Source organism: Vibrio viridaestus (genome assembly GCF_003856525.1).
In the GTDB taxonomy this organism is placed as follows: Bacteria; Pseudomonadota; Gammaproteobacteria; order Enterobacterales; family Vibrionaceae; genus Vibrio; species Vibrio viridaestus.
The window spans coordinates 79,652-85,738 of the sequence record NZ_RJVQ01000014.1; the positions used below are offsets into that span (position 1 = coordinate 79,652).

Sequence of the window (6,087 nt, forward strand, 5' to 3'; positions counted from 1 at the left end):
CCATGAGTAAAAAGCAAATCGATAAAACGTTATTTTCGGCTCATGAACATGCCCTCGATACACGTTCTGACTGCCCTAAATGCGGTGGTAAGCTTGAAATGCGCTACGGTAAGCGTGGTGCTTTTCTGGGATGTATTAATTATCCCTCTTGCGACTTTATGCAACCTTTGCATCAAAACGATGGTCATATCATTAAACAGTTAGGCGTTGCTTGTCCTGAATGTGGTAATGAGCTTGTTTTGCGTCAAGGCAAGTACGGTATGTTTATTGGTTGCAGTCACTACCCTGAATGCCATCATATTGAACCACTGGAGTCTAAAGAAGAGAAATCGTCTAATCAGGAAAGTCATGTTTGCCCTGAGTGTGGAAAAGGTCATTTAGTCGAGCGAAAATCTAGATTTGGTAAACAATTTTGGGCTTGTGATCAGTATCCTAAATGTAAGTTTGCACTTAATTTTATGCCAAAAACTGGCCAATGTGAGCTATGTGGATTTCCTTTATTATATGAGAAGAAGCTCGCTTCAGGAACCAAAGTGGTGTGTGCAAATCGCAAATGTGGTCATGTGCAGGAAGTCGAACAAGATCTAGACGACAAGGAATGAAAAAATAGCGTGAATTATCACGCTATTTTTAAATTAGGCTTTTTTTAGGTTAGCAGCAAACTCATGAATTGCCGGATAAGCGCTTTCATCTAACACCTCTGCCAGGGAACACATCAGGCGTTGCAGCTCTGCGCTGTAATCGGCGCTCACATTGATATGTCCCATCTTCCGCCCCGGGCGTTTACTCTTACCATACCAGTGCACATGGCATCCTTCGGTCGCTAAAATCGCGTCAGGTAGAGTATCTTCACCAAGAATATTGATCATGCAAGTTGGACGAATGAGTTTGGTACTGCCAAGAGGCATACCACATACCGCACGAAGATGATTCTCAAATTGACAAGTCTCAGCACCTTGTTGTGTCCAGTGACCTGAATTATGTACTCGTGGTGCAATTTCATTGACGAGAAGCGTTCCTTCCACATCAAAAAACTCAAGAGCAAGAACACCAACATAGTCCAGACTATTGGCGACAGAAGTAAACATCTCTTTTGCCTGTGACTGAAGTTCCGTATCGTCAATGGCGGTTGAAAGGCTTAGCACACCATTCACATGAATGTTTTCTGCGAGTGGGTAAACGACGACACTACCGTTTTTACCTCGGGCACCAACCAAAGACACTTCGCGGTCAAAAGGAACAAATTGTTCGGCGACAATTGCTTGGTTGTTAGAGGCGGCGATACATTGTTCCATCTCATTCCAAATACTATTGACATCGTCGAGAGATTTAAGTCGCCATTGACCTTTCCCATCGTAACCGCCTAAAGCACTCTTTAGCACCATCGGAATACCAACGTGGCGGATCGCATCATCGAAGTCTTGGCGAGTATTGATGACAAAGTATTTCGCGTTTTTGACATTGGCATTATCGAGAAGAGCTTTTTCTAAACGACGGTCACCACCTGCTTTTATCGCTTCAGTACTAGGTAGGAACTTGCCACTTTTTTCACAGATCGCCAGAATATCATGAGGAATATGTTCAAACTCTGCGGTAATAACATCGGCTTCTGCAATGGCATTTTCAAGACCTTGACCGATAACGACTTGAGTCAGCGGATGAACGACATTTCCCGAAACGACATCAAATGCGCTGGTAGTAATATTTAGAGGTGCACCCGCCAGTGACATCATTCTTGCCAATTGGCCTGCACCGAGTACCAATACGTGCATGTATTACTCCTCAGAAGGATCTGGGTTTGCCAGAACAGTGTCGGTTTGTTCTGTACGGAATGCTTCTACTTTAGCCATGACAGTCTGATCATGAATACCAATGATTTGAGCAGCAAGAATACCCGCATTTGCAGCACCGGCTTCACCAATAGCTAAGGTACCGACTGCAATTCCTTTTGGCATCTGCACTATCGAAAGTAAAGAATCCATGCCTTTTAGTGCTCGTGACTGCACTGGTACACCGAGAACAGGAATACTGGTGAATGCTGCAGTCATACCTGGTAGATGGGCTGCACCTCCAGCACCGGCAATAATGACACTGATTCCACGTTCTTTCGCACTTGAAGCATAGTCTGCGAGAAGTTGAGGAGTTCTGTGCGCAGAAACCACTTTTGTTTCGTACTCAACGCCAAATTGGTCTAGCATCTCGGCGGCAAGTTTCATTGTTGGCCAATCGGATTTAGAACCCATAATGATTCCGACTTTCATCTCCAAACTCCTTCACTTGAGTGTTTCGTAGTATTCATGTTCAATTTTTGGCGCATTATACGGGGAAAATTAGCAAAGAAAAACGTTTGCGTCAGCCCTGAAATTGTATTGATGCTTTTTAAGCTGAAATAGATTTAGGTTTCATGAATGATAATTTGTAAACTATGCCCACAAGAATAGTAAAGTCCGAGGAAGTGTTGTGAATAATTTTGAACAGGCGGTCGCTGCTTTAAGGCGGGGTGAAGTCATTGGTTATCCAACCGAGGGCGTTTTTGGTGTTGGGTGTGATCCCGATAATCCCGACGCGATCGAGAAATTATTACACATCAAGCAAAGACCGGTTGAAAAAGGGCTGATTCTTATTGCAACTCACTATGAGCAGTTATTACCCTACATCGATGAAAGTCAGCTATCAGAGGAACAGATTGTTCATGTTAAACAAAGCTGGCCTGGCCCCGTCACTTGGATTATGCCCGCAAGTTGCCAGGTATCCTCATGGTTGAGTGGTCAATTTGATACGATAGCGGTTCGTGTGACAGATCATCCCTTGGTACAAGAGCTTTGCGATGCTTTTGGTAAGCCGATTACGTCAACCAGCGCGAATTTATCTGGGCAGCCTTCATGCATGACTACAAAAGAAGTTCAGGATCAGTTAGGGGATAAACTCGCTGTTGTTTTAGATGGTATGACTGGTGGACGTTTAAAACCAAGTGAAATTCGTGATGCACGAACATTAGCAGTACTGAGAAAAGGATAGATTAATGACAGTAATAGATAAAAACTCAGTAAAAGCTTTTTTACTAGATTTACAAGATCGTATTTGCAGCAAATTAGAAATAGTAGATGGTAGTGAAGCCACCTTTATTGAAGATGCATGGCATCGAGAACCTGGAGAGCGTTTAGGTGGTGGTGGGCGTTCTCGTGTTCTGAAAGATGGTCATGTCTTTGAACAGGGCGGCGTCAATTTCTCCCACGTTACAGGACGTTCGATGCCAGCTTCGGCAACAGCTCATCGACCTGAATTAGCCGGGCGCTCTTTTGAAGCTATGGGCGTCTCTCTAGTTATTCATCCCAAAAATCCTTATGTCCCGACATCTCATGCCAATGTAAGGTTTTTCATCGCAGAAAAAGAAGGCGAAGAACCCATCTGGTGGTTTGGCGGTGGTTTTGATTTAACGCCATTTTATCCTTTTGATGAAGACTGTGCGTTCTGGCACGAAAAAGCGAAAGCACTTTGTGCGCCGTTTGGTGAGAGCGTGTATCAGGAACATAAAGAATGGTGTGATAGCTACTTTTATCTTCCTCATAGAGAAGAAACTCGTGGCGTAGGTGGTTTATTTTTTGATGATTTGAACCAATGGGAATTTTCTACATGTTTCGACTACATCAAGGCTGTGGGAAACGGATATATTGAAGCGTATGCTCCAATCGTTGAAAAGCGTAAGTCGCTGGAATATGGAGAGAGGGAAAGAGAGTTTCAGCTATATCGAAGAGGTCGATACGTTGAATTTAATCTTGTCTACGACCGTGGCACATTGTTTGGGCTGCAGAGTGGTGGGCGAACGGAGTCTATTTTAATGTCTATGCCACCTCTTGTACGCTGGGAATATCAATATCAGCCAGAAGCGGGAAGTCCAGAGGCAAAATTGCAAGATTATTTAGTCCCTCGTGATTGGTGACAGTCATAGTTGCTGGTGTTAGGGTCAATACAGGAATAGAACATAAAGAGAAGTTTTGAGGCAAGGATATGTCTGAGTTAGTTGATAAATATGCCGTATTCGGTAATCCAATCGGTCACAGTAAATCGCCCTATATTCATACACTGTTTGCGCGGCAGACAAATCAACATATGGAATACACAGCAGAGCTAGCACCGATAGATGGATTTCGTCAATCGGTGACAGAGTTTTTTGCTCAAGGTGGACGGGGATGTAACGTCACGGTTCCATTTAAAGAAGATGCATTTCAGTTTGCTGATCAGCTTACCGAGCGAGCGAAACTGGCTGGAGCAGTCAACACGCTAAAAAAACTCGATGATGGCGGTGTGCTGGGGGATAACACGGATGGTGAAGGTTTGGTTCAAGACTTGTTACTGCACCGTGTTCCGCTAAAAGGAGCCAAAGTGCTTATTATCGGTGCTGGAGGTGCTGCTCGTGGGGTTATTAAGCCGCTGTTGGATCAAGGTCCAAGCAGTATCACTATAACTAACCGTACTTTTGCAAAAGCGCAACAGGTTGCGTCTTTGTTTACGTCATTTGGTGAAGTGGCTGCATTACCTTTAGATGAAGTAGTCGATAAGTATGATGTAATCATTAATTCGACGTCAGCCAGTTTAGGTGGAGAGTTACCCAAAGTGAGCCCGACTATTTTTACTGACCGTAGTGTCTCCTATGACATGATGTATGGCAAAGGTTTGACTGTATTCAATCAGTGGGCTGTCAAAAATGGTTGTGCACATGCTTACGATGGTTTGGGTATGCTGGTGGGGCAAGCGGCGGAAAGCTATATGGTTTGGCGCGGATATCGTCCTGGAACGAAACAAATTCTCAGTGAGCTCAGACGTAATTTAGAAGGGTTGTAATGAATCAATCGATTTTATTTCCTGATATTCAGAACTTCGATTCCGAAAATCAGTTAGTTATATTTTCTGCTCAGAGTCAGGGAGCTTTGATCGAATGTACTGTCTCGGTTGAGTATTTAGGTAAGTTGTCAGACAAGGCATTATCTGGTGATGATTCCGTCTTGAATGCTTTTGAGCAACATCGATTTGATTTAGAAGAGTTGGCTGAAGACATGATTGAAGATGATCTCTTCAGCCCTGATGGTCGGATTGAGATTAAATAATCAGTGTCTGAAGATTAACCTTCTTCTATATAGTCATTCTTTGTCTTGACGTAGTTATCTGCAGACTTAGCGAGGAAAGCACGTTCTGTCTCGCTTAACGGACGTGCTTTTCTGGCGGGACTACCTACATATAAATAACCACTTTCCAGTGTTTTGTTTGGCGGAACCAGACTACCAGCACCAACCATCACTTCGTCCTCTATCGTTACACCGTCTAAGACTATTGCTCCCATTCCAACGAGTACCCGATTTTTAATAGTGCATCCATGTAACATAACTTTATGCCCGATCGTGACATCGTCTCCGATAATCAAAGGGTACCCATCAGGATTTGAAGCATTTTTGTGGGTGACATGCAAAACGCTACCATCTTGAACATTGGTTCGTGTCCCAATTCGAATGTGGTTCACATCACCTCGTGCTGCGACAAGGGGCCAGATACTAGAATCATCTCCGATGATAATATCTCCCACCAGAACAGAAGTACTGTCAACGTAGACTCGTTCACCTAGTATCGGGGCAATTCCTTTATAAGGACGTAATTGGTTCATTGGTTTTCCTTGTTTTTTGCTCATTATTAAAGCGTAGTTTGATCGAAAATGGAAAAGGCGCATAAAAAACGAGCTATTGATAAAAAAATCCAAAAAAATAACAAAAAGGGCTTGCCAACGTGAAATCGATCTCTATAATGCCCCCTCGCTGACACGGCAACGCTTCGAAAGAAACGTGAAGGCAGTATCAGCAAGGTCTCAGGCGAAATTAAAAGTTGTAAAAAGTGTTTGACACTCACAATTATCTCGCTAGAATGACCGCCTCTTCAGTGAGTTATCACTAAAGAGAAGCTCTTTAACAATATAAACCTATCAATCTGTGTGGGCACTCGTCGGATAAACATCCAAAAGATTTTATCAATGATACGAGTGACCAAATCGAATAAGATTTCTTTTTAAGAAAGATTATTTGGCACAGTCAATTCAACATT

8 protein-coding genes are annotated in these 6,087 nt (G+C 43.3%); 5 read left to right on the forward strand and 3 right to left on the reverse strand.

The window, feature by feature from the left end; genetic code table 11:
- The first annotated feature begins 2 nt into the window (after window positions 1–2).
- On the forward strand, window positions 3–602 hold the full coding sequence (locus tag EES38_RS20390; RefSeq protein ID WP_124939069.1) for a DNA topoisomerase family protein: 600 nt from the start codon (window positions 3–5) through the stop codon (window positions 600–602).
- A 33-nt stretch (window positions 603–635) separates the two neighbouring features.
- Here the strand turns inward: EES38_RS20390 and EES38_RS20395 are convergent, their stop codons facing one another.
- Complete coding sequence (locus EES38_RS20395) at window positions 636–1,772, reverse strand: 5-(carboxyamino)imidazole ribonucleotide synthase (RefSeq protein WP_124939070.1); 1,137 nt, start codon at window positions 1,770–1,772, stop codon at window positions 636–638.
- 3 nt (window positions 1,773–1,775) lie between these two features.
- Complete coding sequence (gene purE / locus EES38_RS20400) at window positions 1,776–2,261, reverse strand: 5-(carboxyamino)imidazole ribonucleotide mutase (protein ID WP_124939071.1); 486 nt, start codon at window positions 2,259–2,261, stop codon at window positions 1,776–1,778.
- A gap of 199 nt (window positions 2,262–2,460) precedes the next feature.
- Between purE and tsaC the strand changes: the two genes are divergently transcribed.
- The 4 genes from tsaC (at window position 2,461) to EES38_RS20420 (ending at window position 5,105) form a co-directional block, all read left to right on the forward strand.
- The gene (gene tsaC, locus EES38_RS20405) at window positions 2,461–3,018 is read left to right on the forward strand and encodes an L-threonylcarbamoyladenylate synthase type 1 TsaC (RefSeq protein ID WP_124939072.1); all 558 of its coding nucleotides are present in this window, start codon (window positions 2,461–2,463) and stop codon (window positions 3,016–3,018) included.
- A gap of 4 nt (window positions 3,019–3,022) precedes the next feature.
- The gene (gene hemF / locus EES38_RS20410; RefSeq protein WP_124939073.1) at window positions 3,023–3,940 is read left to right on the forward strand and encodes an oxygen-dependent coproporphyrinogen oxidase; all 918 of its coding nucleotides are present in this window, start codon (window positions 3,023–3,025) and stop codon (window positions 3,938–3,940) included.
- Window positions 3,941–4,008: 68 nt separating this feature from the next.
- Entirely contained in the window at window positions 4,009–4,842 is an 834-nt protein-coding gene (gene aroE, locus EES38_RS20415; RefSeq protein ID WP_124939074.1) for a shikimate dehydrogenase, read from the forward strand.
- The gene (locus EES38_RS20420; protein ID WP_124939075.1) at window positions 4,842–5,105 is read left to right on the forward strand and encodes a DUF1488 family protein; all 264 of its coding nucleotides are present in this window, start codon (window positions 4,842–4,844) and stop codon (window positions 5,103–5,105) included. The genes aroE and EES38_RS20420 overlap by 1 nt, the downstream gene beginning before the upstream one ends.
- 14 nt (window positions 5,106–5,119) lie before the next feature.
- Here the strand turns inward: EES38_RS20420 and EES38_RS20425 are convergent, their stop codons facing one another.
- Complete coding sequence (locus EES38_RS20425; protein WP_124939076.1) at window positions 5,120–5,656, reverse strand: gamma carbonic anhydrase family protein; 537 nt, start codon at window positions 5,654–5,656, stop codon at window positions 5,120–5,122.
- Window positions 5,657–6,087 lie beyond the last annotated feature (431 nt).

Coding starts and splice junctions, on each gene's coding strand:
- EES38_RS20390 (WP_124939069.1), top strand. CDS start 3: ATGAGTAAAAAGCAAATCGATAAAACGTTATTTTCGGCTCATGAACAT.
- EES38_RS20395 (WP_124939070.1), bottom strand. CDS start 1,772: ATGCACGTATTGGTACTCGGTGCAGGCCAATTGGCAAGAATGATGTCA.
- purE (WP_124939071.1), bottom strand. CDS start 2,261: ATGAAAGTCGGAATCATTATGGGTTCTAAATCCGATTGGCCAACAATG.
- hemF (WP_124939073.1), top strand. CDS start 3,023: ATGACAGTAATAGATAAAAACTCAGTAAAAGCTTTTTTACTAGATTTA.
- aroE (WP_124939074.1), top strand. CDS start 4,009: ATGTCTGAGTTAGTTGATAAATATGCCGTATTCGGTAATCCAATCGGT.
- EES38_RS20420 (WP_124939075.1), top strand. CDS start 4,842: ATGAATCAATCGATTTTATTTCCTGATATTCAGAACTTCGATTCCGAA.
- EES38_RS20425 (WP_124939076.1), bottom strand. CDS start 5,656: ATGAACCAATTACGTCCTTATAAAGGAATTGCCCCGATACTAGGTGAA.